The sequence below is a fragment of the Pseudomonas sp. BJa3 genome (assembly GCF_026343815.1).
GTDB classification, from domain to species: domain Bacteria; phylum Pseudomonadota; class Gammaproteobacteria; order Pseudomonadales; family Pseudomonadaceae; genus Aquipseudomonas; species Aquipseudomonas soli.
Genome location: NZ_JAOXMC010000007.1, coordinates 225,782 through 249,382, shown reverse-complemented (window position 1 = coordinate 249,382; position 23,601 = coordinate 225,782). Strand labels below are relative to the sequence as shown.

The window sequence follows — 23,601 nt, the reverse complement described above, 5'->3', positions numbered from 1 at the left end:
TCAGTTGAGCAGCGCGGCGGCAAAGGCCTGCTGCAGGATGCGCCGCACCTCGTCGCGGCTGTCGACCAGGGCGTCGGTCATGTAGTTGTCACGCGGGGCAATCCGCCAGTCGTTTTGCCGCCGAGCTTCCAGCAGTTCCTGGCGCTTGCCACGCGCCCGACGCGCCATGCCCGGACCACGGCCTCGCACCCTCGAACCCATGCGCACGCCGTAATGCAGGTAGGCCGGGTAAAACTCCTTCATGCTGCTGGTCTTGGTTGGGGAGATACGCACCAGGAAACCCGCGCGCGACACCTTGTAGCCAATGGAATCAATGGTGGCCCCGCTGCGGCTGACTGGGTAGCCGTCCTGGCCCCCGCCGAGCGCCAAATTCATCTGCGCCCGGCCGGTGATCAGTTGGCCAACCTTGCGCATGCCGGCCCGGATCTTCCGCTTGTTGAAGGCCTCGCGGTCGAACTGGTCGAAACCTTCGACATGCAGATAGCCGTCAATCGAAACGGAGTTCGCCACGGCCACCTCCCGCCGGAGAGTCCGGCCCCAACTCTTCGACCTCGATCACCGACCAGATTTGCCGGCCGGCAAGCTCGGTAGGACGCTTGACCCGGTAGACCCTGCCCCGCCCGACAAACTCAATGTCCCCTTGTAACTCAGGAATGAATCGACAGTACAAACGGTGAGTGACGCCGGTCTTGGTCTGTTGAGCATTGACGTAGGTCGCGGTACCCAGCGGCTCGACTTTCACCCAGCGCATACAAATGTGCCGAAACTCAGACGCCAGCCCGGCCCCGGCGGTCTTATCGACACGCTCACGCACCGCCATACGGTGGATCAGCTCGCCTGATGCAGGTTCGCGGATACCTCTTGCTCCCGATGCCATGGCTAAAACCTCGGAGGGACGGTGATATCCGCCAGCAAGTGGTCAACAAAGCTCGACGGCACCTCAGCGAGCCCCTGGCCGACAATCAGCACGCCCCGGTGGGTGAACGCCGTTTCAGCCGCCATCAGCAACCAGCTGCGCACGCCGGGGTGCGCCTCCAGATCGACGCCAGCGCGGTACCGGATCCGCAACCGACCTGCTGGCCGGCCACCCGGAAACTCGAGGTAGCTTTCCTTGCCCCCCTGGGTTAGCTGAACCCCGCCCTCAAACGGCACCAAAACACCGGACTCGCCCAGCATGGCAACAGACTCAACAGCCACGACCTGACCAACATCCAGTGAATGGCCTGACAGATAGCTTGCCGGCCACTCCTCCTCGTAGACTGCCTCACGAATCGCCGCCCCTGTCTTCGACTCGCATTGGGCGGTTACCCCCGGAATGATCACCAGCTCAATCAGCTCGGGCTGGAGGTCTTCGGGTTCGGCCCTGCATTGAAAGGCCACCTGCTCTATCGACAATACGGGTGGTCCGGTGTATTCAATGCGGCGAGCCATGACTATGGCTTACCGTCAGCGTCGGCCTGATCGCCTGGGCTGCCAGCTTCCCCAGCATCTGCATCACTACTGGTCGCGGGCTTGCCAGCAGCCGGAGCGGCAGTTGCAGATCTGCCTTTCTTCGCGGTCGACTTGGCAGCTTCGACTGCGTAGCTCGACTCGATCAGGCTTTCGGCGACTGCAGAATCGAAGCCCGCCGTTTCACCAGCGGCATAGCCGCGCCAGTTTTTTTCGAACGTTACGATGACCTTGGTCATGAGATTTCCCCAGAGCTGAAATGGAATACCCGGCGTACCGGGCAAGAGGATTTACAGGGAGCTGCCCCATTTCACATCGGTCATCACCGCGACCGACTCGACGTGACGCGGGCCGAAGTCGTGCTTGGCGATCACTCGCACGAGGGTCTGGTCGCGCTGGAATGCACTGATGACGTTGCCGCTGCCGTCCTTGTAGGTGGCCTCCTTGCTGAAATCGATGACCATCGCGTCGTCTTCACCGATGAAGCAGTCGGCAAAGTCCGCGAAGTGGATCTCCGACGCATCACCATCAGCACCCAGGTTGATTGGGATCTGGGTGGTCGAGCCAACCGGGAAGCCCTTGAGCATGTTCTGATCCAGCTCGGGGTACGCCTTGTTGCCATTGCCATCACGCAGGGCTGCCAACCAGCGTTTGGTGCGCGGCGCCATGGCGAAGCCTGGTGCGGTCATGTTGGAGTTCGCGTTCTCCAACCGGAGGATCAGCGCAGACAGTGCGAACTCCACCGCTTCCAGCGTTACAGCTGCCGGGGCAGCAAACACGTTGAAGGATGGCGCCCAGAAGCGCAGCCCCTTTGGCAGGTTTCCAGTACCAGCACCGCGCAGGAAGGACAGGTCTTCCGCAGTCGCCACTGAGGCGACCAGATCGCTCACGACCAGGCGGTCAACGCTCGGATTGGTGCCGGAATAAGCCAGCAGGTCGTTGCTGATCGGCACCAGAGCGGCCAGCTTTTTCGACGACAGCTTCAGGTCGTCGAACTGCATGTCGGTGGACGGCATGTCTTCCTCGGTGCCGATGTAACCGACCACAGCGCCGCCTTTGATGCGCGGTACGGTGAGGTTGCCGTTTTGCAGCGGCAGCGAAACAGCACCAAGGCTGCGCACCACCGACTTCGGACGCAGCAGTTCGATGACTTCACTGGAGAAGCTTTGTGGTACCAACACCCCGCCAGCGCCTGGCGTCACGGTGCTGAGTGCCATCGCGATTTCGGGGTTGTAACCCGAGTCGGAAGCCATCTTTGCAGCCGCTTGCTGATCACCGCGGGAAGCAGCCAGCACGCGCACCATCTGCGCCATGTTGGCACCCGGCACCGGCTTGGCAGTGAACGGGCCGCTGATGCTGCCGGGCGGGCCGTTGAGTCCTTGAGCACCTTCGCTGACAGGCACCGCGCTTGCAGTCGCCATTCGCTCGGCCGCTTCAGCACGCGCGAGCCTATCCGTCAGCTCGTTGAACTGGGTGCTGAGTTGCTCGAACTGGGCGAGTTGTTCGGCGGTGAGCGAGGTTCCGGCCGCTTCGAGCTGAGCCAGGGCCTGGATCTGGCCATTGATAGTGGCGCGTTCGCTACGCAATTGAGTTACGAGGGACATGCTGCCTCCTGGGCATAAAAAAACCGCCGTTGGGCGGTTGTGGTCACTGCCGCGAACGCGGTCAGAGTTGTGACTGAATGGCGAAGGCCGAAGCCCTCACGCTGATGCGCTGTTGTGGCTGTGAGCCTTGGCGCTGGGCGCGGCTGAGAGCGACTGCTCGCGAGAGGTTGTCCACCGCCAGCTGCGGCGACTCCAGGCGGTCTGCCAAACCAATTTCGATGGCGGATGAACCGCGATAGCAGGCAGCCTCGGTAGCGATGATCTGGGCGACATCGCGGCCGCGGTACTCGGCAACGTGGGTCGTGAACAGCTGATAGCTCTCTTGCACAACTTCGTTGAGCACTTGTAGAGATTGCTCGGTAATCGGCGCGTTCGGACTCAAGTCATTCTTGTGCGCCCCGGCAAATACCGTCGTGACCTTAACCCCCATGCCTTCGATCATCTTCGAGCGATCCATGTGGCTGGCCACCACGCCGATCGAACCTACGCCAGAGGTCAAACTAACTACGACCTCAGTGCAAGCGGACGCGATTAGGTAGCCCCCGGAGTACGCCATGAAGTTGACTAGGCCGGTGATAGGCTTGATCTTGGTCGCGGCGCGAATGTCCGCCGCCAGTTCGAATGCACCGACCGCGCTGCCGCCTGGACTGTCAATGTCGAGCACGATGTGTTCGACCATGGGGTCGGCAATGGCCTTATTCAGGGCAGCTCGCAGCCCTTCGTAGCTGGTCATAGTCTCGCAGGCGTTCAAGTGGCTGCCGCGACTGACAAGAACGCCATGGACGGGAATCACCTCCACACCCGTCAGGGCGATGGCGGCACGGCGCTGTTCTTCACGGCGATCCTGCTCGGCCTGGTAGTCCTCATCGTCATAGAACATTGAAGGGTTAGCAGCGGCGCCGCTCATGTTCAGATTTACGATATTCAGGCTCATTGTCTGGTTCGCCCAGCGCACTGCCAGGTCCAGCATGTCGGGTGTCGTCAGCAGCGGCTGGTTGAACAGCAAGCTGGCTGCACGCAGATGTCGTTTCATGCGGCAAGCATCCTCTGGATGTCGTCGCGCTGCTGCTCCAGCTGGGCGCGGACGTTGGGGTTGTTCATGTCGGGCACGCCGTGCGCCACATCCGTCATGTTCAGCGGCTGCAAGTAGCTATCGCCATTGGCAACGGGCGGCATGTTCTCCAGGCGACGGATGTCGTTGATCGATAGCCACCCCCACTGCCTGCCGATTGCATAGGCGTCATAACGGCTTTTCTGATCGCCGCGCAACAAGCCGGACAGGTTGAACTCGATGAAGTAGTCCCGCCGCTCAGATGGCAACAAGAAGTCGCGCATCATGGCCTGCTCGTGGCGCTTCACCCAGGGCATAAGGGCGAAGATCACGTACTGGATCAGCAACTGCTCAAGGCTGTTGTAGCTGGCCTTTTCCAGCTCGTTGATCATGTGCGGAGGGATCTTGTAGATCCGGGCGATATCCAGGCCCGTCGCCTTCAGGATGCCTAGCAGCTCAGCGTCGACGTTGTTCATCGACACCGGTTTGAAGGTCATGCCTTCCTGCAGCATCGCGACCTTCTTCGCGTTGTCGATGCCTGAAAACTTGTTGCCCCATTGATCGAGGATACGGTCGATACTGCCCTGCTCTTTGATCGGAGGTGCCTCTCTGGGGCGCTCGATGACACCGCTGACAGCAGTGCCATTGGCAAATGACTTACCCGCATACTGTCTAACCGCCTGCGCAAGGCCGACTGCGTCTGCATGCAACTCAACGGGGGATAGGCCGGTATAGTGGTTCTTCGTGTGCCACCGCACATGGTGAATCAAGCGCATGGGCAGCGGATCGTGACCGCCAATACGGTAAACAGGCCGAAGATCGCCGCCCTTAAGGACCGTCACCTTGTCGTTTCTCAGCGGGTAAAGGGCTTTCACCGAACCATCGTCGTTGCGTTCGATGAAGCTGTAGCAGTTTCCTCGCAACCCCAGGGCGAGCTGGCCGGACTCGCGGTACTCGTAGGGCGTCTGCCAGGGATTCGGCTGGTAGCGTAGGACATCGTAGAGCGGGTGGGCCACGGCAGACTCACGCTTGCCGTCGCCAAGCCGGCGGTACAGTTCAAGTGGTAACTGGCCTACGCTCTCCGCCAGCAGCGTGACGCACGTCTGCAAAACGGTGATGGCCAAAGCGGTATCTGGCGTCACCGTTATGCCTGCAGCCGAACGCACAGAGCCAATCAAACCGCGCCAAAAGCTACTGCCAGCGTCCGAAACGAGCCCTTCACTTGCGCCGAGCAGATTGCTGAAGAACATGGTCAGCCTCCCTCTGGGCTACGTTTAAGCTGCATGCGGGCGGCCGCCTTGTCGGCCAGCCATGCCCAGCCGATCAAGCCTAGGCCTGCAGCCATGAATGCGGCAGGTACGTGGATCTGGGCGATGCCGGCAACCAGCAGTGCAAAGCCAACCAGGCCGGCAATCCACGCAGCGATTGCAATGGTATTCAAACCCCTACTCCTTCGTCGTAAATGGAACTGCCGCTGCTGCCAGAGGACACAGCGCCGCTGATACCGGTGGCCATGATTGCAGCGATGATGCCGTCGATGCGGCCTGTGGCTTTCGCCTTGTCGGCCTTGCGGTTGTTCGCTGGATCGGAAACGATCACTGCGTTACCGGCGCACCAGGTCATTACCGGGTTGCCGTCGTGTCGCAGCGACTCGACTGTCGTGGCCGGCAGCGCATAATCGAAGAACTCTGCCGTGCGACCTTCTTCCTCTGGCTGCCGCTCGATCATACCGAGCAGGCGCCGCTCAAACTCGTCCACCGCCGGGCCCATATCCTTGAAGCCCTGCCCGAACTCCACAAGCTCAGGCAGTGTGATGTCGTACTCGCTCATCAGTTGCCGCATGTCCTCGATGCGCCATCGATCGTAGGCAATCTTGTCTACCTGGAAGTAGTCGCAGATCGTCTGCATTCGACGGAGCACATGCAGCTTGCTGATGGCCCGTCCAGGCGTCGTTTCCAAATCCCGCGATTTGATCCATGCCGCATAAGGCACCTTGTCGCGGGCTTCACGCTTGTCCAGTTCGTGGTCGGGTATCCAGAAATACGGCAACAGCCGCCAGTGCGGGTCCTCATAGGTCGGATAGAACAGCAGGACGAACGATGTCAGGTCCGTGGTACTGGACAGGTCTAGCCCTCCGACACATGGCCGGTTGCGCAACAACGACATCGGCACGCGCTCTTCAGCCTGACTCCAGACATCCCACGAGATCCACGGCGATTCGGCACCGGTCCATTCACAAAAGTTGAGCCGGCGTACCATCGCCTCCTTGCTCGGCATACCTCGGGCCTCTGTGACCTGCTCTCGCAGGTACTTCATACCCGGCAGATCAGCGTCCTGGAGCGATGGATTCGACTTGAACCAGCAGCTTTCATCCTGGATCGGGTCATCGCCCTCGTCCAACGAGCAGATATAGGCGAAAAAGCCGTCATCAATGAGCGCTCCCGACGCTACGCGTGAGCCGTACTCGTGGTATTCCCAACAAGGCCCCCGTTTGTTCGAACCACTGTTGGTGATCATGAAGATGAGCGCCTGCTTACGGCTCTTGGTGCCGGCGCGCATCATCTCCACTACCATATTGGTCTTGTGTTCGTGTACTTCGTCGATCAGCGCCATATGCGGCCGCGGGCCAGACTGGCCATCGTCCGAGCTGATCGGCCTGAAAAATGATCCTGACTTTAGGTAAGCCAAGTTCCAAATGTTCTGACCAGTGCCGCTGCAGACCAGGCGCTTGGTCAACTCCGGCGATTGTTGCACCATCGCCACAGCATCCCGGAACAAGATCATGGCCTGATCTTTTTTGGTCGCGGCGGCGTAGATTTCGGCGCGCGCCTCGTTGTCTGCGATCAGTCCGGTCAGCCCTACCCCGGCAGCCAGGGGCGACTTGCCTGAACCTTTACCGCTCTCGACGTAAACGACCCGGAAACGGCGATAGCCGTCACTGGACTTCCATCCGAAGATGCTGCCCACTATAAATTTCTGCCAGGGCAACAGCTCGAACGGTAGCCCTTCAAATTCTCCACCGTTCAACTTAAGGACGGTGCGATAGAAGCGAATAGCTTTGTTGGCCGCAGCCAAGTCCCAGGTCAGTCCGCGCTTCGGCCCCTCTTCTAGATCCCGGAGATGGCGCGCGCACGCATTTCGAATGTCTGGCCCTGCGGCACGCTCACCAGAATGCACCTCCCTGGCGTACTGGGTCGCTGGATCGTCAGCCGAAGAACTCCGCGAACTGGTCTTCTTTTGGCTCATCGTCTTTTACTTGCACCTTGGATCGCGCGGCTGGAGTCAGGCCGAATTCGACCAGGTAGCTTTTGAAGCGGCGGTCTACGTCGGCCAGCATGGCCACCGCTGGGTTCGCCTTGAGCACCAGTTCGCCCTGGGTGCTAGTGGTTTCGTATGTACGGCCCTGCGCATCGATCACGTCACGTAGGGCAAGGATCTCGGAATAACAGTCGCAGAGGCGCTCGAGCGCAAAGCCATCGGCTTCAGTAAGCACTCCCATGCGGTCAAGCAGGACTGTGAGACGCCCCCAGGCGACCTGACCATCTGAACTGAGGTGGTCCGGGGCGCTGGGAATGCGCTTGGCTGGCTGGGGTTCGTTCTTGTTGATAGGGCGCTTCCCGGGGTTCCCTCTGACAAGCTTCAGCTCCGTCGGTGTGGGTCGTCTCCCGGCCATTTATTACTCTCAAAAAAAATCATTTCATTTCGCGGTTTTGCGTAAAGAGGTGGGCGATTGGTCAGGAAAAATTTCCGAAAAAACATTTCACCCCCCCTACCCTCTGGGATGGGGCCCCGCGCGTCCACCGGCTTTCAGGAGCGCCGATTCCAATGGTGCCTGGGGTCCAGCGGTCTGCCGCTGACATCGCACCCTACCTCGCGTCCTGACTTCTCCAGACGCTGCTTGTAGGAGCTGTGACAGTTGGTACACAGCGACTGCCAGTTGGTCCGATCCCAGAACAGGGTCATGTCGCCGCGGTGTGGCTGGATGTGGTCGACGACAGTGGCCGGCTTATTCAAGCCCGACTTCTTACAGCGGGCACATAGAGGGTTCTTGCGCAGCCAGCCTTCGCGGGCCTGCTGCCAACGGTAGCCATAGGGGCTCGGCGTCTTGCCTTGATCGGCGGGAGGCATGTGTCAGCCCTCTCTCTGCATGCCGACCTTCTTGGCGATATCGGCGGCACGCTCACGTACCTCCAGCACCTGGCCGTCGAACGTATGGACGATGGCGCAGACGCCGTGCCACTGGGAGCTGGTGCCAGCCTCCTGCACGCGGGCAATGGCGGTCGGCGCCAGGAAGTGCTGGCGGCGGTTGATGTCGGTCAGGGTGATCATTGCGATATCTCGCGCCACGAAACGGCGCACCTAGAATTTGTGGCGCAGCTCAGTCCGTCTTGCGGGCCGGCAGCTTGAAGTCGGTGACACGGTCAGCAATGGAACGGACCTTGTCCACGCCAAGCAAGCCGACCCATCCACCGACAAAGGCGGCCATGCTTTGCGGCAAGCCGAAGAACTCGAAGCCGCTGATCATCGTCAGTGTCAGGCCGCCGCAGATGGCGCCCTCGACCAGCATCTGGCGACGGGTGCCACCGCCGTAGGTGATCCGGAGGACTGCCATCGCGCAGGAAAGGCCAGCCGCGTAAAGGAGGGGCGAATGCTGGCTCAACCACGCAAGAGCAATCGCCCAGGTGTCTGGTTTGTCTGGCATGTTGGACATACTCAATTCCTCCCGTTGCGGGGAGCTCAAAGGAAAGTCCCAATAGGACAGGGACCATAAATAAAAAGGCCCGCGCAAGGCGGGCAAAGAGGGATCGTGCTTTCTTAAATCTGGTGGCTGTAGAACAGCGAGTACGATTCGATACCGTCGTTGGGCTGCTGGATGCCAGCGTTGGAATAGTGAATTGCTCGGATGCCCACCTTCTGAGTCTCCCCGATCTTCAGACCTGCCCCGATCCGGTCTTCGAAGTTGAACGCCGAACCGAATTCCTGATCGCCTGCGGATGTGCCGGAGAACACCGCCACGCCGATGCCCGCTTCAACGAATGGCTTTACATTGCCGCTGCCGAATTCGTAAACAAAGACCGGGGAGAAAGACAGCGAATGCGCACCACCAGAAGCATCGCCTGCCTCCCAGTAAGTGTAACCCGCATCCCAGTAGCCAGTGAGACGCCCGGCGCTCGACTCGAACCAGGACTTATCCCAGTTAAAGCCAAGACCCACACGGGCGGTTATGCCACCTTGGCTCGTTGCGCCGATCGCACCAGAGAGCTCAGCAGCGCCAGCCGAAGCGGCAAATAGGGTCAACATCGCCGCAGCGATGAATGTTTTCATGATCACGGTCTTCCATGGTTGTTTGTTAGCAACCTATCAGAAGCGAAGTGATATCAAAACGTTCAACACATTAAAAAATTTTTTTGCCGTGCTATCGGATGCTCGCATTCGGCATGCGGCACGCCTATAAAATCGAGCGCGAGAAGGGCAGCAAGCCAGCGCTATAGGTAATGCACCGATGCGTCGACGCTATAACTCAAGCTCGAATGCTAGATCCCGTGAGCTACCCTCAAACCCGATCCGCCATGACGGATTATCGTTCATGAGCTTTTCTAGAAGCAACCCTACCGCCTCGGAATAAAGCTTGGGGCATAGGCCAAATGGTGCGGATAGTCGAATGGAAATATGGTGGTGGCCAGGGCATGCAGGCCATGCAGCCAAAAGCTTGCTCTCCACCTCGAGTTCAATCGCTGCGGCAAGTATCGCTACGGTACGCTCCATGTTCGCGTCGCCTCCGATGCAGCGGAAAGCCTAGTAACTAGGTAGGGATTTGGTAAATCACGAATCGCCATCCGAGCGATTAGATTCGCCTTTTTGAACCCCGTCAAGCGGCTTGTTAGCGCTCCAGCACATCCATGGGAATCAGGAGGATAACCCCTCTAGCTCGCTGCCTAGAAGGTAGAATGAAGCAAAAAATGAATAATTCTAAAGTAAGGGTGTCATACCGCCATTCGCCACCCTACACGACCAGAGAGGACCGCCCCATGGCTCGATCGAGAAGCCAATACGAAACTACGTTGCGTCTTTATCAAGCCCAGGCTGAAATGGACTACATTCTCGACGTCTTCGGCGATAGCTTGGCCAAGGAACACAAGCTACCGAATGACCTCTACGGAATGGAAGCTGTCGACTTCTATCTAATGCAGAAGCATAACTGGACTGCCGCGCAGCTGAACCAAATGACTAGGGAGCAGAAGCGATTTGCTTTGAGCTCCGAGCTTGCTGGCTTCATTCTTCCGAAAAACGCCCATTTTGAGTTGTAGCCACCTACAGACAGCAGTGGGGCTCTAAGTCAACCTAGTACTGCAGCCTATCAAAGCGTAACCGTCCAATTGTTAGTATTGGATTAAGCGGCGCCACTGACTTAGCCCAGTTGCCCGGGCGCGTCATATGTATAAAACGAAAACCCCCGACGCAATGGCCGGGTTCACAGTGTCTCTAGGCTACCGGGTGAGTTCGATCAGCAACTCACTCGGGTCTCCTTCAAGACCGATCCTCCATTCGGGGCGCTCATCTGCCAGCTGTTGCAGCAGCATCCCGACTGCGTCGAAGTAAACGCTAGTGCTCGCACCAGGCGGTGCAGATAGCTTGACCGTAACGTGGTGAAAGCCCCCACCCAGACTCGGCTCAACGGGCAGTTGGCTATCGACTTGGCGTTTGAACTCAGCGGCAATACTTGATGCGGTAGTTTCCATGCTCGATTCCTTTCCAGCACATAAATAAAAGCCCCAGCCGCAGTGGCCAGGGCTCTCTGTGTCGCGTGACGTTGCAAGCTGGACACGCTGCTATGAAAACAGGTGTTTATCCGGCATGAAAGAACTTTTTACGCCGCTTCGCTAATGCCGTGCAGGTAGCCGTCGACGAAGCCGACTCCGCCCTTCACGATCTCCCTGGCCGTGCGCTCAGAGATCCCGGCAGACTCTCCAAGTCGAACCATGGTCCACTTCGAGCCGAAGTACAGCCAGATGAAGGCGCCCATCTGCTGGTTGCGCTTCGTCAGCTTGGCCACTGCCGAGTCGATTGCCAGGGCTTCGTCGTCGGTCATGGAGTATCGGCATCCACCGCCACCAGCAGCAGCTGTGATCGACGGCGACACGTACCGCGGCACACCCATTCCGTCCATTCGCCAGCTACCCCATTGCTCCAGTAGCCATTCGGTGTCACCCAGCGGCTTGTCCACGTAGGTCCGTTTCTTCATGCAGCCCTCCGGGGCGTTGGGTCGGTGTCCAGGCCGAACAGCTCGCGCAGCAGCTTGTCAGCGTGTTTGTTCTTGGCGTTGCCTTCGGTGATCCAGGCCTTGGCGAACTGCTCGAAGCCTACATTGGCGCGCGCGGCGTGCCAGTCGGCAACGATGTCCATCAGGGCCGCAGAAGCGATGCGGCCATTGGTCTGCTCCAGCAACACACGGTTGCCAACCTTGAGGAACTTGCACTCCACAGCGGTCAGGCTCTTGCGCGGCAGGGCCGCAGTTACATTACTCATCGAATCATCTCCAGATCTTCGTCCACCACCCGCACGCACTCGTCGAACACCTCCTTCGGCACTCGGGCATTCAGCTCGCGCAGGATGGCCTTGTCACGGGCCTGCCAGGCTGGGCAGTTGCGGCGCGCCTCGACGCGCAGCGCCTTCATGTGCTGCATCAGACGTTGGCGATCGCGGTTGATGTGCTTAAGCGCCGCCCTGGCGCGGTGGTACCAGTCAGGGTTGGCGTACTTGCCTTCTGCAACCGCCTTGCCCTTGGCCTGGCCGATCTGGCACTCCAGACGGATGGCATCGCGGCACAGCAGTTCCTCCAGTGCCTCGCACTCCGCCAGGGTGGCGGGCAGCTCTAACGGTCCGCGCGGGGCGCTGATGGTCGCCGGGGTGTTGCCACTGGCAATAGACTGCTGAGCGTCAGCACGCTTGGTGACGGTCACCGAGACAACGGGTTTTGCTGGGGTGCGCGCCGGCGGCTTATGGCCTGGCCACAGATCAGAAAGTTTCACGATGCTTGCTCCCCTTGCGGTGTTTGGAGAAATTCAGGACGCGCCCCACCTCGACCTCGTCGTCAGGTGGGAGGCGGTTACCGGCGAAGTTGACGAATCGGGCGTACTGCCCTTGGCGCTGGACCAGGCACGAGCCCTGCGGGGCCTGCCGTCCCTTGTCGAGGACCAACTCGGTGACGCCCTGCTCGCCCGCTTCCGACTCCGGGTCGTGGTGCACCAGGATCACCGCATCGGCGTCCTGCTCGATCTGGCCGGAGTCGCGCAGGTCACTGGCCTGAGGCTTCTTGCCGGGGCGGCTCGCCGGGTTTCGGTTGAGCTGCGCCAGCACCAGCACCGGCACGCTCAATTCCTTTGCCAGGTTTTTCAGGGCGATAGATACCTTGGCCACTGCGTCAGCACGGTTCTGACTCCTCCCGTCAGTGCCCACCAGCCCCAGGTAGTCGATCATCAGAATGTCGAGGCCCCGCTCGCGCTGAAGCCTTCTTGCCTCCGACCGAATGGCGCCGACGGTCAGGCCGGGGGTGTCGTTCAGGTACAGCTGGGCGGCCTCGATCTTCGTCCCGGCGGTGCCGATACGCTGCCACTCATCCTCATCCAGGCTCTTGACCTCCTCCATGCGGCGCAGGTCGACCCCGCCCTGTGAGGCGATCGTGCGAATGGTCAGCTCCTTCTCGTCCATTTCCAGGCTGAAGATCAGTCCCACGCCTGCGCCGCGGATGGCAACGTGGTTGACGATCTGCAGGCCCAGCATGGTCTTGCCGCTGCCGGGGCGTCCGGCGATTACCACCATGCTCTTGGGGCGCAGGAAGCCGATCAGCTTGTCCAGGTCAGCCAAGCCGGTGGAAAGCTTCGGTGGTGCTTGGTCATCCAGCACCTCCTGCATGCCATCGAAGACCTTCGGCAGCACCTCGGCCATGCGCTTGTACCCGGCCTTCCCGGCGCTCTGCAGGTCGCGCAGATCAGCCATGGCTTGCTGAGCCTGAGCGATGATCTCGTCCGGAATGACTCCGCTGGCCACCGATGCCTCAGCCGAGTGGCCGATGCCGATCACCTGGCGAATCACGGCCCATTGCTTGACCTGCTTGGCGTAGGTCATGACGTTGGCCACCGAGGGTACATCGCGGCTCAGCTCTGCCGCATAGGCCAGCGTGCTCTGGCCGCTTGGGAGTACGCGCTGCACGTCGCCCACGGTCACCGCATCCACCGGCATACCGCGCTCGCGGCAGTCCCGGATCACGTCGAACAGCGCCGCGTTGTCGTCGTACAGGAAGTCGCCGCTGGTCATCTGGCCAACGATGTCGTCAGCCAGGGCATGGTTGCCGTCCAGCGAGGCGAGCATGATGGCGCCCAGGACGCCCTGCTCAGCCTCTGGATACCCCATCACCAAATCCTTGGTCATGCTTCACCTCGCGCCGAAGCCCAGGTGAACAGGACAGCAGGCCCACCAGCATCGGTCAGCCGGTCGACGGCGCGGTCACCCAGGCACTTGCGCAGCCCGGCTATGCCCAGGTTGGAGATCACGATGGTCGGCATCAGTTGCCGGTACCGGGAGTCGATCACCTCAAACAGCACCTGCCTTTCGAAGTCACTCCCGTGCTGGACGCCCACCTCGTCGATCACCAGCAGGTCCGGCGCCAGCAGGGAGGCATACACGTCGCGCTCCGTCTGCTCAGACTTCTTGTCGAAGGTCATCTTGATGTCGCGGATGATCTCGATAGCCATGGTGTAGCGAGCGCTAGCCCCGAAGTCGCGAATCACCTGTTGGGCGACGGCGCAGCTCAGGTGCGTCTTCCCTGCACCCACGCTGCCCAACAGCATCATCGAGCGGCCAGTGTCCCAGTTGTCTTCAAAGCCAACCGCATACTCCAGGCACTGGTTCAGGGCGACAGCCTGGCCCTCGGTTTCGGTTCGGTAGCTGTCCAGAGTCGAGGCCCGGAAGCGCAGCGGAACACCAGACTCCAGCAACCTGGCGTTCGTCGCTCGGTCGCGCCGGATAGCCAGCGCAGGATTGCGGATCGCATCGTCGGTCGAGTGGACTGCGTCGAACTGGCAGCGCGTGCACCCCTGCCAGAAGTGGTCACCGGAAAACGACTCAATCAGTTCGTCGGTGAACTCGCCGTGCACACGGCACTGGCCATGCTTGTATTCGAGAATTTGCGGTGCGGTCATGGTCTTGCTACCCGGTAAGTCCCGTCAGGCTGGCGAACCAGGCCTTCGGTGTGGTCAATCTTGTCGAGGTCGGTGTGGTGCGACTGGTAGCTGGCGCCAGCCCCTGGTAGCACCTTGTCCGGGAAGAGCCCCCTCCAGCCATTGCTGATGGACTGGTTGATCACCTTGTCTGGGTTAGGGTGCTTGGCCAGCTGTTGGGCCTGGTGTTTGCAACTGGTCGCCGTCAATGGCCTCTTGATCTCGCGGCGGTGTTGGCACCAGTCGGCCCAAACCTGTTCGCTCACGTTGCCCGGCTTGACGGTCATCGGATCGAACTTCTGAGCCTTCGTCTTCGGTGCCGAGGGAGCGTTAGCTCCCATCATTGGTTCTTTCTCTATTGATTGAGTAATAGAATCCTTTATTAAGTAGCTGTCGGTTTGCCCACAGTTCGGTAAACCCACACTTCGGTTAACCGAATATTCGGAAACCTGTAGGTTCGGTTCGTAGTGGACGATCACGCGACGGCCGAGTACCTTGCCGGTCCCCTCCTCGCGCACGACTTCATGGCTGACCAGACCCAAATCTTTGAGGCAGGCCATGGCCTTCGAATAGCGCTCACGACCGATTGCGAACCGGTCCTGCAGGTGCGAGCCGATCACCTTCCAATCGCTGGAACGGGTCTGCAGGTAGGTCCAGATCGCCAAGGCATCGGGGTTGATGATCATGGCAACCACATCGTTGCTTAATGAGCTATACGGCGCCTGTTTGGCGTGGAACGTCGTTGGCGTGGCTTTCTCCACGTTCACTGGCTTGCTCACAGCTCCAACTCCTCAGTGACCCGGCGCACGAACTCGTCGTAGCTCTCGCTCATCACCAGGCCCTGGAGCTCCAGCGCCTCGCGGTAGGCCTTCGCACTGCCGTAAAGCACCCAGCGGTCGCGATCTGGCAGATCACGGAAGCCGGCATAGCTTGGCCATAGGCCGCTGATGATCATTGCGCCAGCGCGCTGCTGGGGCGCCTGGACTGGGTTCGGGGTCGTGGTCATTGGAGGGTCTCCGATGAGGGACCGGTGCTATCCGTCCATGGGTTGACCTGGACCACTTCAACGCCAGCAAAGGGCGAACCTGGGCCGAACAGATCAGGCAGGTCGCCTTCGGGAGCCGTCTTGATCCAGTCGACCATCGCCATGAAGCACGCCTCGAACAACGGGCCACCCTCACCCCAACCCTCGGACTGTGGGCTGGCGCTGTTTTCCAGCCGTGCTACGTAGATCAGCCCGGCAAGACCTCGCTCGTCGTTCTGGATTGCTGGACGATGTACCGGGTTGATGCTCAGCAGGTCGCACAAGCAGTCGAAGCCAATGGCGTCGTAGCTGTTGTCGGTGTCCTTGACTAGGTGGTAACCCAGACCGATCAGACCCTGTTTGGTGGTCTTGTGGTCATCTTCACGATGGCTCTTGGATTTCGCCAGGAGGATGTCTGCCTGGTGCTGCGCCACTGGGTACGCCTTGAGCTTTGCCGCCTCGCGACGGAAGACGCGGCGTTCATCGCGAATCTGCTGCAGCTTGGCCAAACCGTTGCGCACCACTCGCTGAGTAAGGATCAGCATCGTTTTGCGAGAGAGGTTGGGCTTGTTCGCGATGCTTGCGATCTTTTCGGCAATTTCGAGTTTGATGGTGCTCATGCGGTTTCTCCCGGAGCGCCGAACAGGTCGGCCAGGTCAATTTGGTAAACGGCTGCCCAGGCGGCTGCAGGCCAGGAGCGAACCCAGCCGAATCGAGGGTCTTGGACTTTCGGGGCGCTCACCCCGTGGCTGTCGCACCAGTTCTTGAGCGGGCGGAAACCCTGGCCGCCGAAGGTACGGTGTGCCGCTCTCTCCACTGCGGTAACGGTGGCGTGCTGGCAGCCACGGCCTAGCTCGTTCTCCAGGTGCATGACTTTGCGCACCGCTGCGGACGCAGTGGCCATAGCCGTGGCTTCGCGGCGGGTGCCAATTTCGGCTTTCGTTCGGACGGCCTCATCGCGCTGCTGGGCGATCTGTCGGTTTTCGGCGATCAGCGCCAGCTGCTTTTCAACGGCGCCTTGCAGCGCAATGAGGGCACCTTCCTGGGTCGTAACGTCAGGCTGGCTGGCCCGGTTGCGCTCTTGCACCAACTCCCAGAACTCGCGGACCAGCTTCTTCTTGAAGGCGCGCACGATCTCGGTGTTACGCATGAAGGTCAGCAGCAGGGTTGCCTGGGGCTCGGTCAATAGCGCGAACTCAGTTTCGCCGCCCCCGTGCTGACCCGCTGATCTTGGTCGGATTTCAAATCGGACCAAGTCGAACTCTTCCAGGTCGCTGACATACCGCCGGACAAGGGCAATAACACTGGCGTGATCGTTCTGAGTGCCATCGGCAATGGCCAGGCTCGTGGTGACTGCATCGCCATCCTTGATGGTTACCAGGTTCATGCTGCACCTCCCGCGCCACGTTTTGCAGGGGTAGGTTTTTGTGGCGCGGCGACTGCCGACTCGATGCGCTTCTCGAGACTTTCTCGCTCGCCATCCAGCGCGTTGTGCCAGTCATCGGCGTTGTAGATGGCCAGGTTCGCCACGTTTGCGCCGTGCGCATCACCGGCACTCTTGAGTCGATCCTGCAGCAAATGCAGAACGCTCCGCAGCCAATCGATCTGACACATGGCGCACTGGATCTGGAAGGTTGCGTCCTGGGCTATGGTTTCCAGTTCATTTGTGCTCATACGGCACCTCCCTGATCGGGTGTGACGCCAGCGTGCACGCTGTAAATCAGAGCGAGCGCTGCGTCGCAGGCGAAATAGATCAACGTCGCTTGGTTGGAAATTGACGGTTCGGCCATCAAGTCGCGCAGACCGGCAATGACCGCTTCCAGGCGATCGGTTGCGGCATCGAGCGATTCGTGGATCGGGACGCCGGCCGCCGCTTCGAACACGTCGTGATTCCCGGTTGTCGCGAACGGGTGGGCAACCGTTTGAGGTCTAGGGGTCATTGCTCACCCCCGCGGCCAGCTGCGCAGGCAACACTCTTCTCAACCGACCAGATCAGCGCGCTCACGGTCTCGCCCAGAAACGCGAGAGTCGCCGCGCCATCGCAATACGCCGACTCGCCCAAGTTCAAGCTGTCGTGCAGGTGGGAGCAAAGCTGGCTCATCCCTGAAGAAAGCGTGCGGGCTACACGTAGAGCGTCTTCTGCATTCGCGCCAGACGCAACAGCGAGTAGTTGAATGCCTCGGTTGTCGATTGGCGTGCTGAGGAAACCAGTCTCGCTGGTGAGGATGGGTTGCGCCGATGATGGCGAGGTGGTATTTTCTGACTTCATCGTTTTGTCCCTTCGAAAGACAAAGTGGTACCAAAGCCACCAGGTGCGAACTGGTAGCGACTTAAAGGCTCAGCTAAGGCTGGGCTTTTTTGTGGGCGGTCGAAAAGTTCAGCCGCTCAGCAAAAACTGGGATGGGGACGGCTTCATGGCGAGACCTGCGCAGTACTGGATGGGCATACAGAGCCAACAGGCCCAGGTGCGTCAGAGGCAAATTTGCCGGATGATTCACCTACCTTGTGGCGAGCTTCGACTTGAGCAATCAGAGGGCACAGGGACGCGGCGCTGATAGCGCCTCCGGTGGCGAGTTCGGCAAGAAATGCTTTTTCAGCGCTGATCTTCACGGCCCCAGAAAGCCAATACGAAACGGTGGCCTGAGACACGCCCAGCGCCTTCGCAGTCAAAGCCTGAGTGCCGAAATGGGTTATCAGCTTGCTGATTGAATGAGCCATCTAGAGGGCCTCTGATAAGTCAATTTATATGCTGCACAGAAGCACACTTCTTTGCAAGCACATAAGCATTTTTATAGGATCAGCGGATGAATCTATCTCAACGAATCAGGGCGGCCAGACGCCACGCGAGCCTTACCCAGAGCCAGCTGGCCGAGAAAGTGGGCATCGCGCAAACAGCGATCAGTCAGCTTGAATCCGGCAAGACACAGCGCTCGACTTACCTCTTTCATATCGCTGAGGCATGTGGCGTATCGCCAACTTGGCTTGTAAGCGGTATTGGGGGGATGCTGTTCGGCCCCGAACAGCTGCGCGATAGCGAAGGAGAGCGACAGTTTCGAGAAGGCTATGAAGAGGGGCTCGCAGAGCAGTCCCGGGACGCTAGCGGCCTTACCAGCATAGGGTTTTCACCTATCAGCGTTTGGGACGATGACACACCGCTGGACGACGACGAGGTCGAAATACCCTTCCTACGGGAGGTTGAGCTTTCTGCAGGGAGCGGGCGCACAGTGATTGAGAGAAGCACCACCGCAAAACTGAGATTCGGAAAGCGTTCGCTTCGCTCACACAACGTCCAATTCGACCAGGCCGTCTGCGTGGTGGTATCGGGGAACTCCATGGAGCCTGTTCTTCCCGATGGAAGCACCGTGGGTGTGAACATAGGCCAAACCCAAATCGTCGATGGGAAAATGTACGCAGTCAAGCATGACGGTCAGTTGCGGGTGAAGGTCCTGTATCGGGTGCCAGGAGGTGGAGTTCGATTCCGAAGCTTCAACCAAAGCGAGCATCCCGACGAGACCTACACCGCAGAAGAGATGATCGAGAAATCTATTGAGATCATTGGTCGCGTATTCTGGGGCGCGTCCTTCTACTAGCCCAACCCCTGCCCAAAAAGCCCGGTCAACCCGGGCTTTTTGTTGCCCGCTGATCAGAAAATCACTCCACTGATAAAAAAATATAAGCAAACCGCTTGCAGATATTTATCAATCTGCTTATATTTCGATTCATCCTTTTACACATGGAGGTGCCAAATGCAGGGCGTAATCAGCTTCAGAGGTATGGAAGGCGATGTCGGCATTCTCGCCGCTCAAGAACTGAAGGCGGCCCTCGGGATCTGCTCCGGTTTGAGTAACAAGGAGATATCGCGAGAACTGTCCTGCTCGCCGGCGACCGTTAAGAAATCAGTAGAGCGCATTTTCTACAAGCTCGGGATCAGTAGCCGATCCGCAGTGCCGACTGAGCTGTTCTTTCGGGGTATCGCCAGGAAGCTGTCCATCTTGATGTGCGCGGTATTCCTGGGGCACGCCGCTATAGGCGACGACCACATGCTTAGGGTTCGTCGAGGTGGTGGCGAAAAGAGGATCGAAACAAGGCTCGCAGGGCGCCGAATCGAGCATCAGGTTGCGCTGGCGTAGCAGCGGCGAGCGCCTTCGGTGAGGGCGTTGTCCGGTGCGGAAGCATCACGGGCCACGGCGGGGCTGGGCATGGCCAGGTAGGGTCCGGTATGGCAGGGCTAGGGCTGTTTACAGCGGTCTGCCCTTTCATTGAGAGGGCTTTCCGGTGGCGATAGCTGCCATGCGGTTGGGTGCGGTGCGGTTAGGCACGGCAGGGTGCGCTAGGGTGCGGCAAGGGCTGAAAACAGCGTAATGCCGATTGGCAACAGTCGGTATTGCGGTGTGAAAGCACCTCAGGCCAGGGTTCGGCTAGGCCTGGCGAGGTTGAGCTAGGCATGGCATGGCTAGGCAAGGGCTACGACGTAGCGGCCTATCTCTTCTGCGAGGAGGTAGTCCGGTACCGAGTACCACGAGGCAGTGCGAGGCGAGGCTTGGTGCGGTCGGGCAGAGCGCGGCGAGGGCTGATTCAGCGTAATGGCCTTTCATTGAGAGGTCATTGCGGTGTGAAAACACCTCAGGGCGTGGCCCGGCAGGGTGCGGCGCGGAGTGGCGTGGTTGGGCCTGGCGAGGGCGGTAATCCGCACGGGGTCACTAGCGTAACTGGTGACAACTTCAAAGAAACTTCCAACGAGGTTGTTTTGAAGTTCCAACACGCAAAGCACCGTGCATCGCATTGGGCGAAAAGGCACACGCAGCTATCTACTGGAGAATTCCATGCAAACTTTGAAAGTTAAACTCACTGGCACCCGTCCGCTTCTCGTACACGCCGACGTGTTCGCCGACCCTTTGAACAAATTGACCAAAGCGCATAAGCAACTTACTTCTAAGCGCAAAAAATCTGACGAAGACCACGAGCTTATTGCTCGCAGCGAATGGCGCGGTGGACTTTATTTTGATGAATCCATCGGCCCCTTCTTGCCCGGCATCAACATCGAGTCCGCACTCGTAGCTGGCGGCAAACTTTCGAAGATGGGCACCCAACTCAAGCGCTCGGTCGAGATCATGGACACCCGCTGCCCGATCATCTACGAAGGCCCGCGCACCGTAGAAGGCCTGTGGGATGAGCAGTTCTACGACGCCCGCTCGGTCAAGGTCGGGACCGCACGGATCACGCGATATCGCCCCCTCTTCCGTTCCTGGGCCGTGGTCTGCGAGATCGCCTACGACCAGGAATCTATCGACCGCGACCAGGTGCTGAAATGCCTGGAAGACGCTGGCCAATACTGCGGCGTCGGCGACTACCGCCCGAAATTCGGCCGCTTCGCCGTGGAGGTGCTGTGATGGCCGTCGTGCCGCTCAAGCCGAACACTTGGAGCCTGGAGAAGGCGATCGAGCAGTTCAAGGCTGACAAGTTCGAAGATGGCCAGCTGATCAGTCACGCCTGGCTGGAGTGGGCGCTCAACCTGCCGAAGCCGACCAGCGCGAAGGAAATGGTCAACTGCCAGTTCATTATCTTGGACCGTGTCGAGCAGTTCAAAGAAGCGCTGTTGACCCAGCACCAGATTTACATTGTCAGCGTGCGCGGCAAGGGTTATCGAATTGTTCCGCCAAGTGATCAAGCATTCATTGCTGTGGACAATGCAATGCAAGGAGTTCTCCGGGAGTTCAGTAAGTGTGAGAAGGTGATGAAGAATACTCGCCTGGGCGAACTTGATGCTGACCAAATCAAGCGTCATACCGATGCGCAGCTGAAAGTATCTGCGATCGCCGGAATGGTCGGCAAAGGAAAGCGCGAAGTGTTCAGCCTGTTCAAGGCATAACTTCCGCCTAGTAACACCGAAACTTTCACCGAACGCCAAGTTACTCGGCGGGTACTCGCTCGCTCTCGAAAAGGAGACTCACATGCTCATGCTCAGTCGGAATATCGGCAAGGCCGTCATCATCGGCGGCAACATCCGGGTCAGCGTGGCCCAGGTTAACGGCTGCCAGGTGCGCCTTGGGATTGAGGCGCCGCGGGGCGTGATTGTTGACCGTGAAGAGATCCACCAGCGCCGCGTCGCGGAAGGCACCGCCAAGGAGGCGCCAGACGTCGACATCGACGAACACGTCAAGCTGGCTGCCGATGCGCGCCGGTACCGCTGGCTGCGCGACCGTGACTGCATCCAAGATCCTGACGAAGACCTGCTGGTGTTGCGCGGCGGCACCTATTTCACCGGTGATGAACTGGATCGCGAAGTTGACACCGCCCTGCGCCTGGAAGCACTGGGTCAACAGGCGGCGCAGGACATGCAGGAGCAGCAGCCATGACCCAGGCCAACCTGCTCCTGCTGCTGTGGGATGCCCTGCAGCAGCGCTCGACCACCTTCGGCCAGGTACTGGACCTGTCGTCCGCTTGCGGCCTGGATGGGCGCCGGGTGCTGGCCGATCACTTCCGGAGGCTGCCATGACCAAGCGTCGAGCAATCAACCCCGCCGCCCTCCCCTCTGTCGGCCAGCCCCTGGGTGGCGGCTTCTTCGCCGGGCGCCTGTTCTTCGATGGTGCCGAGCATGCCGTGATCGATGCAGGCCGGGAGTTCGAGGTCGCTGCCCACTGGTGGCAAGAAGAAGGCCCGCGCCCGCGTATTCGTGGCGCTACGTCGCGCTTCGACGGCATGGCGAACACTCAAGCCATGGCCGCCGAGGGCAGCGCCATCGCTCGAAAGGTGCTGGGCATGAACATCCGTGGCACCTGGGGCTGGCACATCCCGTCGATCGAGGAGCTGCAGGTGCTGCGCTGCAACCTGCTCCAACTGCCCGATTGGGGGCGGCAGGGCCTCGGCCAGAACAAGGAAGCCGCACAGGCCTTCGTCTGTGCGCACGACTATTGGACCAGCAGCCAGAAGGCAAACTCGGCCACGGCCTGGTACATGGCCATGCTGCCCTGGTGTGCGCCCGAAACGAACTGGGTTAGCCGGATCAAGGGTATCCGCCCGGTGCGCACGCTGCTGATCAGCCAGGAAGCTTTCGTGCACGCGCCATCAACCGACACGCCACTCACCGACGCCGATCTGCGGGGCCTGGCCAACCAGCAAGCCGTGGCCACCGTGCTCGAGCGGTTCGTGAACGAAGACGCCGGCAAGTTCTACGGGCGCACCGAGGCCCTGGTGGCTGAACTGGCAGCGCTGGCGGGAGGTCGGGCATGAGCATTTTGCAGCAATTCCCCATCAACACCGCCGGGCGCGACTTTGCCGTGGGCGACATTCACGGCCACTTCACCCGGCTGCAGCGCGCTCTGGATGCGGTCGGCTTCGATCCTTCCGCTGACCGGCTGTTCTCGGTTGGCGACCTGGTCGACCGCGGCCCTGAATCTGACCAGGTGGACGCCTGGCTGGCCAAGCCATGGTTCCACGCCGTGCGCGGCAACCACGAGCAGATGGCGATCGAGGCGTACCGGTTCGATCCATCCGGCCGCATCGGTGACGTGCACCTGTCCAACGGCGGAGCCTGGCTCTACGCCAGATCAACCGTGGAGCAGGCGTGCTACGTCGAACTGCTGGCCGACCTGCCGCTGATCATCGAGGTAATGACGCCCCAGGGCCTGGTCGGGATCGTGCACGCCGACTGTCCGTTCCCGACCTGGGCCATGCTCGAATCCCGGGCTGATGGCTGCATGCCGGGCATGCGCAATGTCGAGGAGGCCGTGCAGTGGTCGCGCAGCCGTATCACCCACGAGCAGCACCACGGTGTCGGCGGCGTTCGCGCGGTGGTGGTCGGCCACACCCCAGTCAAGCGCCCGGCAGTGCTTGGCAACGTCTACCACATCGACACCGGCGGCTGGATGGATGGGCATTTCACGCTGCTGGACCTGCACACCCTGCAGGCTTACCCGCCGATTGATCCCAAGCTGCACTGGGACTGGGAGGAGCGACCATGAGCTATGCACTGCACTGCCGCTGTATCAACTGCGATGCGCGGAAGGATCATGCGCCCTTCAGCGCCGCGTTCGAGAACAAGTTCTTCAGCTCCCGGTTCTGTGAGGCCTGTGGAGAGTCTTGCGGCTTCTATGACTCGAAAGAGATCTGGGTGGATGACTCGCGACCGCTCAAGCCTTGGACTTGGTTCTGCGGGCACTGGGAGAAAGTCGACCGGCTGATAGCTGACGCGACAGATCGGCGTGACAACCAGAACCTGACGCGTCATGCGTCGAATCACAGTGACCACTGAGGCTA

General features: G+C 60.1%; 38 protein-coding genes. 10 read left to right on the top strand and 28 right to left on the bottom strand.

Going from position 1 to position 23,601, the window contains the following annotated elements; genetic code table 11:
• The 14 genes from OH705_RS10945 to OH705_RS10880 all read right to left on the bottom strand — a co-directional run bounded on the left by OH705_RS10945 (position 1) and on the right by OH705_RS10880 (position 9,429).
• Positions 1 to 510, bottom strand: coding sequence for a hypothetical protein (locus OH705_RS10945; protein ID WP_267302185.1), 510 nt, complete (start codon positions 508 to 510; stop codon positions 1 to 3).
• Positions 488 to 877 carry a head-tail adaptor protein gene (locus tag OH705_RS10940; RefSeq protein WP_267302184.1) on the bottom strand — a complete coding sequence of 130 codons (390 nt, stop codon included), beginning with the start codon at positions 875 to 877 and terminating at the stop codon, positions 488 to 490. Before OH705_RS10940 ends, OH705_RS10945 begins: the two co-directional genes overlap by 23 nt.
• Positions 878 to 879: 2 nt before the next feature.
• Positions 880 to 1,431, bottom strand: a complete 552-nt coding sequence (locus tag OH705_RS10935) for a hypothetical protein (RefSeq protein ID WP_267302183.1) — start codon at positions 1,429 to 1,431, stop codon at positions 880 to 882.
• A 2-nt stretch (positions 1,432 to 1,433) separates the two neighbouring features.
• Entirely contained in the window at positions 1,434 to 1,688 is a 255-nt protein-coding gene (locus OH705_RS10930; protein ID WP_267302182.1) for a hypothetical protein, read from the bottom strand.
• Positions 1,689 to 1,739: 51 nt separating this feature from the next.
• Entirely contained in the window at positions 1,740 to 3,035 is a 1,296-nt protein-coding gene (locus OH705_RS10925) for a phage major capsid protein (protein ID WP_267302181.1), read from the bottom strand.
• Between the two features lie 79 nt (positions 3,036 to 3,114).
• Positions 3,115 to 4,086: a S49 family peptidase gene (locus OH705_RS10920; protein ID WP_267302180.1), complete on the bottom strand. Its 972-nt coding sequence runs from the start codon at positions 4,084 to 4,086 to the stop codon at positions 3,115 to 3,117.
• Complete coding sequence (locus OH705_RS10915; RefSeq protein ID WP_267302179.1) at positions 4,083 to 5,354, bottom strand: phage portal protein; 1,272 nt, start codon at positions 5,352 to 5,354, stop codon at positions 4,083 to 4,085. The genes OH705_RS10920 and OH705_RS10915 overlap by 4 nt, the downstream gene beginning before the upstream one ends.
• A 2-nt stretch (positions 5,355 to 5,356) precedes the next feature.
• Entirely contained in the window at positions 5,357 to 5,545 is a 189-nt protein-coding gene (locus tag OH705_RS10910) for a hypothetical protein (RefSeq protein ID WP_267302178.1), read from the bottom strand.
• On the bottom strand, positions 5,542 to 7,350 hold the full coding sequence (locus tag OH705_RS10905; RefSeq protein ID WP_267302177.1) for a terminase large subunit: 1,809 nt from the start codon (positions 7,348 to 7,350) through the stop codon (positions 5,542 to 5,544). The genes OH705_RS10910 and OH705_RS10905 overlap by 4 nt, the downstream gene beginning before the upstream one ends.
• The gene (locus OH705_RS10900; protein WP_238348908.1) at positions 7,310 to 7,615 is read right to left on the bottom strand and encodes a phage terminase small subunit P27 family; all 306 of its coding nucleotides are present in this window, start codon (positions 7,613 to 7,615) and stop codon (positions 7,310 to 7,312) included. The genes OH705_RS10905 and OH705_RS10900 overlap by 41 nt, the downstream gene beginning before the upstream one ends.
• A 296-nt stretch (positions 7,616 to 7,911) precedes the next feature.
• On the bottom strand, positions 7,912 to 8,232 hold the full coding sequence (locus tag OH705_RS10895) for an HNH endonuclease (RefSeq protein WP_267302176.1): 321 nt from the start codon (positions 8,230 to 8,232) through the stop codon (positions 7,912 to 7,914).
• A gap of 3 nt (positions 8,233 to 8,235) precedes the next feature.
• Positions 8,236 to 8,433 (bottom strand): hypothetical protein, encoded by a 198-nt coding sequence (locus tag OH705_RS10890; RefSeq protein ID WP_267302175.1) that lies wholly within the window; start codon positions 8,431 to 8,433, stop codon positions 8,236 to 8,238.
• 49 nt (positions 8,434 to 8,482) lie between these two features.
• On the bottom strand, positions 8,483 to 8,815 hold the full coding sequence (locus OH705_RS10885; RefSeq protein ID WP_267302174.1) for a phage holin, lambda family: 333 nt from the start codon (positions 8,813 to 8,815) through the stop codon (positions 8,483 to 8,485).
• 104 nt (positions 8,816 to 8,919) lie between these two features.
• The gene (locus OH705_RS10880) at positions 8,920 to 9,429 is read right to left on the bottom strand and encodes an acyloxyacyl hydrolase (RefSeq protein WP_267302173.1); all 510 of its coding nucleotides are present in this window, start codon (positions 9,427 to 9,429) and stop codon (positions 8,920 to 8,922) included.
• 704 nt (positions 9,430 to 10,133) lie between these two features.
• On the opposite strand from OH705_RS10880, the gene OH705_RS10875 reads away from it, so the two are divergent.
• Positions 10,134 to 10,412, top strand: a complete 279-nt coding sequence (locus tag OH705_RS10875) for a hypothetical protein (RefSeq protein WP_267302172.1) — start codon at positions 10,134 to 10,136, stop codon at positions 10,410 to 10,412.
• 180 nt (positions 10,413 to 10,592) lie between these two features.
• Here the strand turns inward: OH705_RS10875 and OH705_RS10870 are convergent, their stop codons facing one another.
• The 14 genes from OH705_RS10870 to OH705_RS29130 form a co-directional block, all read right to left on the bottom strand.
• Positions 10,593 to 10,844, bottom strand: coding sequence for a hypothetical protein (locus OH705_RS10870; protein WP_267302171.1), 252 nt, complete (start codon positions 10,842 to 10,844; stop codon positions 10,593 to 10,595).
• A gap of 128 nt (positions 10,845 to 10,972) precedes the next feature.
• Positions 10,973 to 11,347 (bottom strand): antiterminator Q family protein, encoded by a 375-nt coding sequence (locus OH705_RS10865; RefSeq protein WP_267302170.1) that lies wholly within the window; start codon positions 11,345 to 11,347, stop codon positions 10,973 to 10,975.
• Positions 11,344 to 11,631, bottom strand: a complete 288-nt coding sequence (locus OH705_RS10860; protein WP_267302169.1) for a hypothetical protein — start codon at positions 11,629 to 11,631, stop codon at positions 11,344 to 11,346. Before OH705_RS10860 ends, OH705_RS10865 begins: the two co-directional genes overlap by 4 nt.
• Positions 11,628 to 12,134, bottom strand: coding sequence for a hypothetical protein (locus OH705_RS10855; protein ID WP_267302168.1), 507 nt, complete (start codon positions 12,132 to 12,134; stop codon positions 11,628 to 11,630). The genes OH705_RS10860 and OH705_RS10855 overlap by 4 nt, the downstream gene beginning before the upstream one ends.
• Entirely contained in the window at positions 12,121 to 13,533 is a 1,413-nt protein-coding gene (locus tag OH705_RS10850) for a replicative DNA helicase (protein WP_267302167.1), read from the bottom strand. Before OH705_RS10850 ends, OH705_RS10855 begins: the two co-directional genes overlap by 14 nt.
• Entirely contained in the window at positions 13,530 to 14,303 is a 774-nt protein-coding gene (locus OH705_RS10845; RefSeq protein ID WP_267302166.1) for an ATP-binding protein, read from the bottom strand. The genes OH705_RS10850 and OH705_RS10845 overlap by 4 nt, the downstream gene beginning before the upstream one ends.
• Positions 14,300 to 15,100, bottom strand: a complete 801-nt coding sequence (locus tag OH705_RS10840) for a DNA-binding domain-containing protein (protein ID WP_267302165.1) — start codon at positions 15,098 to 15,100, stop codon at positions 14,300 to 14,302. Before OH705_RS10840 ends, OH705_RS10845 begins: the two co-directional genes overlap by 4 nt.
• Positions 15,097 to 15,327 (bottom strand): hypothetical protein, encoded by a 231-nt coding sequence (locus tag OH705_RS10835; RefSeq protein ID WP_267302164.1) that lies wholly within the window; start codon positions 15,325 to 15,327, stop codon positions 15,097 to 15,099. Before OH705_RS10835 ends, OH705_RS10840 begins: the two co-directional genes overlap by 4 nt.
• On the bottom strand, positions 15,324 to 15,965 hold the full coding sequence (locus OH705_RS10830; RefSeq protein ID WP_267302163.1) for a hypothetical protein: 642 nt from the start codon (positions 15,963 to 15,965) through the stop codon (positions 15,324 to 15,326). The genes OH705_RS10835 and OH705_RS10830 overlap by 4 nt, the downstream gene beginning before the upstream one ends.
• Entirely contained in the window at positions 15,962 to 16,732 is a 771-nt protein-coding gene (locus tag OH705_RS10825) for a Rha family transcriptional regulator (protein ID WP_267302162.1), read from the bottom strand. The genes OH705_RS10830 and OH705_RS10825 overlap by 4 nt, the downstream gene beginning before the upstream one ends.
• Entirely contained in the window at positions 16,729 to 17,019 is a 291-nt protein-coding gene (locus OH705_RS10820) for a hypothetical protein (protein WP_267302161.1), read from the bottom strand. Before OH705_RS10820 ends, OH705_RS10825 begins: the two co-directional genes overlap by 4 nt.
• Positions 17,016 to 17,228 carry a hypothetical protein gene (locus tag OH705_RS10815; RefSeq protein ID WP_267302160.1) on the bottom strand — a complete coding sequence of 71 codons (213 nt, stop codon included), beginning with the start codon at positions 17,226 to 17,228 and terminating at the stop codon, positions 17,016 to 17,018. Before OH705_RS10815 ends, OH705_RS10820 begins: the two co-directional genes overlap by 4 nt.
• Before the next feature lie 53 nt (positions 17,229 to 17,281).
• Complete coding sequence (locus tag OH705_RS10810) at positions 17,282 to 17,614, bottom strand: hypothetical protein (protein WP_267302159.1); 333 nt, start codon at positions 17,612 to 17,614, stop codon at positions 17,282 to 17,284.
• Positions 17,615 to 17,757: 143 nt separating this feature from the next.
• On the bottom strand, positions 17,758 to 18,063 hold the full coding sequence (locus OH705_RS29130) for a transcriptional regulator (RefSeq protein ID WP_323873491.1): 306 nt from the start codon (positions 18,061 to 18,063) through the stop codon (positions 17,758 to 17,760).
• Between the two features lie 86 nt (positions 18,064 to 18,149).
• Here OH705_RS29130 and OH705_RS10800 point away from each other — a divergent pair, with 86 nt between their 5' ends.
• From OH705_RS10800 to OH705_RS10760, 9 genes are all read left to right on the top strand, one after another.
• Complete coding sequence (locus OH705_RS10800; protein WP_267302158.1) at positions 18,150 to 18,935, top strand: XRE family transcriptional regulator; 786 nt, start codon at positions 18,150 to 18,152, stop codon at positions 18,933 to 18,935.
• 156 nt (positions 18,936 to 19,091) lie between these two features.
• Positions 19,092 to 19,475 carry a response regulator transcription factor gene (locus tag OH705_RS10795; protein WP_267302157.1) on the top strand — a complete coding sequence of 128 codons (384 nt, stop codon included), beginning with the start codon at positions 19,092 to 19,094 and terminating at the stop codon, positions 19,473 to 19,475.
• A 693-nt stretch (positions 19,476 to 20,168) separates the two neighbouring features.
• A complete protein-coding gene (locus OH705_RS10790) occupies positions 20,169 to 20,735 on the top strand; it encodes a hypothetical protein (protein ID WP_267302156.1) in 567 nt (188 codons plus the stop codon).
• On the top strand, positions 20,735 to 21,214 hold the full coding sequence (locus OH705_RS10785) for a hypothetical protein (protein WP_267302155.1): 480 nt from the start codon (positions 20,735 to 20,737) through the stop codon (positions 21,212 to 21,214). The genes OH705_RS10790 and OH705_RS10785 overlap by 1 nt, the downstream gene beginning before the upstream one ends.
• A gap of 82 nt (positions 21,215 to 21,296) precedes the next feature.
• Entirely contained in the window at positions 21,297 to 21,701 is a 405-nt protein-coding gene (locus OH705_RS29125) for a carbon storage regulator (RefSeq protein WP_323873490.1), read from the top strand.
• Positions 21,698 to 21,841 (top strand): hypothetical protein, encoded by a 144-nt coding sequence (locus OH705_RS10775; RefSeq protein ID WP_267302154.1) that lies wholly within the window; start codon positions 21,698 to 21,700, stop codon positions 21,839 to 21,841. The genes OH705_RS29125 and OH705_RS10775 overlap by 4 nt, the downstream gene beginning before the upstream one ends.
• On the top strand, positions 21,838 to 22,575 hold the full coding sequence (locus tag OH705_RS10770; RefSeq protein WP_267302153.1) for a hypothetical protein: 738 nt from the start codon (positions 21,838 to 21,840) through the stop codon (positions 22,573 to 22,575). The genes OH705_RS10775 and OH705_RS10770 overlap by 4 nt, the downstream gene beginning before the upstream one ends.
• Positions 22,572 to 23,306 (top strand): metallophosphoesterase, encoded by a 735-nt coding sequence (locus tag OH705_RS10765; protein ID WP_267302152.1) that lies wholly within the window; start codon positions 22,572 to 22,574, stop codon positions 23,304 to 23,306. The genes OH705_RS10770 and OH705_RS10765 overlap by 4 nt, the downstream gene beginning before the upstream one ends.
• Positions 23,303 to 23,596: a hypothetical protein gene (locus OH705_RS10760; protein ID WP_267302151.1), complete on the top strand. Its 294-nt coding sequence runs from the start codon at positions 23,303 to 23,305 to the stop codon at positions 23,594 to 23,596. Before OH705_RS10765 ends, OH705_RS10760 begins: the two co-directional genes overlap by 4 nt.
• Positions 23,597 to 23,601: the final 5 nt, after the last annotated feature.

What these genes read in the sequence shown, in the direction of transcription:
- OH705_RS10940 (WP_267302184.1), bottom strand. Translation starts at nt 877, where the DNA reads ATGGCATCGGGAGCAAGAGGTATCCGCGAACCTGCATCAGGCGAGCTG.
- OH705_RS10935 (WP_267302183.1), bottom strand. Translation starts at nt 1,431, where the DNA reads ATGGCTCGCCGCATTGAATACACCGGACCACCCGTATTGTCGATAGAG.
- OH705_RS10930 (WP_267302182.1), bottom strand. Translation starts at nt 1,688, where the DNA reads ATGACCAAGGTCATCGTAACGTTCGAAAAAAACTGGCGCGGCTATGCC.
- OH705_RS10920 (WP_267302180.1), bottom strand. Translation starts at nt 4,086, where the DNA reads ATGAAACGACATCTGCGTGCAGCCAGCTTGCTGTTCAACCAGCCGCTG.
- OH705_RS10915 (WP_267302179.1), bottom strand. Translation starts at nt 5,354, where the DNA reads ATGTTCTTCAGCAATCTGCTCGGCGCAAGTGAAGGGCTCGTTTCGGAC.
- OH705_RS10905 (WP_267302177.1), bottom strand. Translation starts at nt 7,350, where the DNA reads ATGAGCCAAAAGAAGACCAGTTCGCGGAGTTCTTCGGCTGACGATCCA.
- OH705_RS10895 (WP_267302176.1), bottom strand. Translation starts at nt 8,232, where the DNA reads ATGCCTCCCGCCGATCAAGGCAAGACGCCGAGCCCCTATGGCTACCGT.
- OH705_RS10890 (WP_267302175.1), bottom strand. Translation starts at nt 8,433, where the DNA reads ATGATCACCCTGACCGACATCAACCGCCGCCAGCACTTCCTGGCGCCG.
- OH705_RS10885 (WP_267302174.1), bottom strand. Translation starts at nt 8,815, where the DNA reads ATGTCCAACATGCCAGACAAACCAGACACCTGGGCGATTGCTCTTGCG.
- OH705_RS10880 (WP_267302173.1), bottom strand. Translation starts at nt 9,429, where the DNA reads ATGAAAACATTCATCGCTGCGGCGATGTTGACCCTATTTGCCGCTTCG.
- OH705_RS10875 (WP_267302172.1), top strand. Translation starts at nt 10,134, where the DNA reads ATGGCTCGATCGAGAAGCCAATACGAAACTACGTTGCGTCTTTATCAA.
- OH705_RS10870 (WP_267302171.1), bottom strand. Translation starts at nt 10,844, where the DNA reads ATGGAAACTACCGCATCAAGTATTGCCGCTGAGTTCAAACGCCAAGTC.
- OH705_RS10865 (WP_267302170.1), bottom strand. Translation starts at nt 11,347, where the DNA reads ATGAAGAAACGGACCTACGTGGACAAGCCGCTGGGTGACACCGAATGG.
- OH705_RS10860 (WP_267302169.1), bottom strand. Translation starts at nt 11,631, where the DNA reads ATGAGTAATGTAACTGCGGCCCTGCCGCGCAAGAGCCTGACCGCTGTG.
- OH705_RS10850 (WP_267302167.1), bottom strand. Translation starts at nt 13,533, where the DNA reads ATGACCAAGGATTTGGTGATGGGGTATCCAGAGGCTGAGCAGGGCGTC.
- OH705_RS10845 (WP_267302166.1), bottom strand. Translation starts at nt 14,303, where the DNA reads ATGACCGCACCGCAAATTCTCGAATACAAGCATGGCCAGTGCCGTGTG.
- OH705_RS10835 (WP_267302164.1), bottom strand. Translation starts at nt 15,327, where the DNA reads ATGACCACGACCCCGAACCCAGTCCAGGCGCCCCAGCAGCGCGCTGGC.
- OH705_RS10830 (WP_267302163.1), bottom strand. Translation starts at nt 15,965, where the DNA reads ATGAGCACCATCAAACTCGAAATTGCCGAAAAGATCGCAAGCATCGCG.
- OH705_RS10825 (WP_267302162.1), bottom strand. Translation starts at nt 16,732, where the DNA reads ATGAACCTGGTAACCATCAAGGATGGCGATGCAGTCACCACGAGCCTG.
- OH705_RS10820 (WP_267302161.1), bottom strand. Translation starts at nt 17,019, where the DNA reads ATGAGCACAAATGAACTGGAAACCATAGCCCAGGACGCAACCTTCCAG.
- OH705_RS10810 (WP_267302159.1), bottom strand. Translation starts at nt 17,614, where the DNA reads ATGAAGTCAGAAAATACCACCTCGCCATCATCGGCGCAACCCATCCTC.
- OH705_RS29130 (WP_323873491.1), bottom strand. Translation starts at nt 18,063, where the DNA reads ATGGCTCATTCAATCAGCAAGCTGATAACCCATTTCGGCACTCAGGCT.
- OH705_RS10800 (WP_267302158.1), top strand. Translation starts at nt 18,150, where the DNA reads ATGAATCTATCTCAACGAATCAGGGCGGCCAGACGCCACGCGAGCCTT.
- OH705_RS10795 (WP_267302157.1), top strand. Translation starts at nt 19,092, where the DNA reads ATGCAGGGCGTAATCAGCTTCAGAGGTATGGAAGGCGATGTCGGCATT.
- OH705_RS10790 (WP_267302156.1), top strand. Translation starts at nt 20,169, where the DNA reads ATGCAAACTTTGAAAGTTAAACTCACTGGCACCCGTCCGCTTCTCGTA.
- OH705_RS10785 (WP_267302155.1), top strand. Translation starts at nt 20,735, where the DNA reads ATGGCCGTCGTGCCGCTCAAGCCGAACACTTGGAGCCTGGAGAAGGCG.
- OH705_RS29125 (WP_323873490.1), top strand. Translation starts at nt 21,297, where the DNA reads ATGCTCATGCTCAGTCGGAATATCGGCAAGGCCGTCATCATCGGCGGC.
- OH705_RS10775 (WP_267302154.1), top strand. Translation starts at nt 21,698, where the DNA reads ATGACCCAGGCCAACCTGCTCCTGCTGCTGTGGGATGCCCTGCAGCAG.
- OH705_RS10770 (WP_267302153.1), top strand. Translation starts at nt 21,838, where the DNA reads ATGACCAAGCGTCGAGCAATCAACCCCGCCGCCCTCCCCTCTGTCGGC.
- OH705_RS10765 (WP_267302152.1), top strand. Translation starts at nt 22,572, where the DNA reads ATGAGCATTTTGCAGCAATTCCCCATCAACACCGCCGGGCGCGACTTT.
- OH705_RS10760 (WP_267302151.1), top strand. Translation starts at nt 23,303, where the DNA reads ATGAGCTATGCACTGCACTGCCGCTGTATCAACTGCGATGCGCGGAAG.